Raw genomic sequence first — 601 nt, forward strand, 5'->3', positions numbered from 1 at the left:
CTTGTCGGAGGTCCGGCTCCCGGTCCATTTGACGATCGGCAACCACGATGACCGCGGCGCATTTCGAGGCGTATTCGGCGGGGAAGGATTCGTTCAGGCGGCTGTCGACTTGCACGACTGGCTCGTCGTCTTGCTCGACACAAAGGACGACATCAGCCATTTCGGTTGTCTTGACGGTGGCCGGTTTGAATGGCTGCAGGACCAGCTTTTCCGTGCCGCCGGCCGACCAGTCGTGGTTGCTATGCACCATACGCCGGCGGATTTGCATGTGCCTTGTTTTAAGACGAGCGATATGAAGGAGTCCGATCGGCTCCTTTCCATCCTTCGGAAAAACGCATCGGTCCGCCACATGCTCTTTGGTCACCGGCATGTTGCTGCAGCAGGCAGTTTGTCGGGCATATCGTTTACTGCCAGCCGTGGCACGGCGCAGCATATCGTTCTGGACTGGGAACAATATGGCAAGCCCATATTTGTGGCGGCTGCGCCATCATACGATGTCGTCATGTTGGACGGATCGGATGTCGTTGTCCATCGTCACGAGGGACTTGATCAGCTGCCTGTCATTCGTCCCGGTGATCCGAAATGATGGCTTCACCATCGA

1 protein-coding gene is annotated in these 601 nt (G+C 57.1%); it reads left to right on the forward strand.

Going from position 1 to position 601, the window contains the following annotated elements; all coding sequences use genetic code 11:
• Positions 1-586, forward strand: a 586-nt coding sequence (locus EN780_RS36765; RefSeq protein ID WP_210215120.1) for a metallophosphoesterase, incomplete at its 5' end; no start/stop codon positions are given.
• Between the last annotated feature and the right edge of the window lie 15 nt (positions 587-601).

This window comes from Mesorhizobium sp. M4B.F.Ca.ET.089.01.1.1 (assembly GCF_004022605.1).
GTDB lineage: Bacteria > Pseudomonadota > Alphaproteobacteria > Rhizobiales > Rhizobiaceae > Mesorhizobium > Mesorhizobium abyssinicae.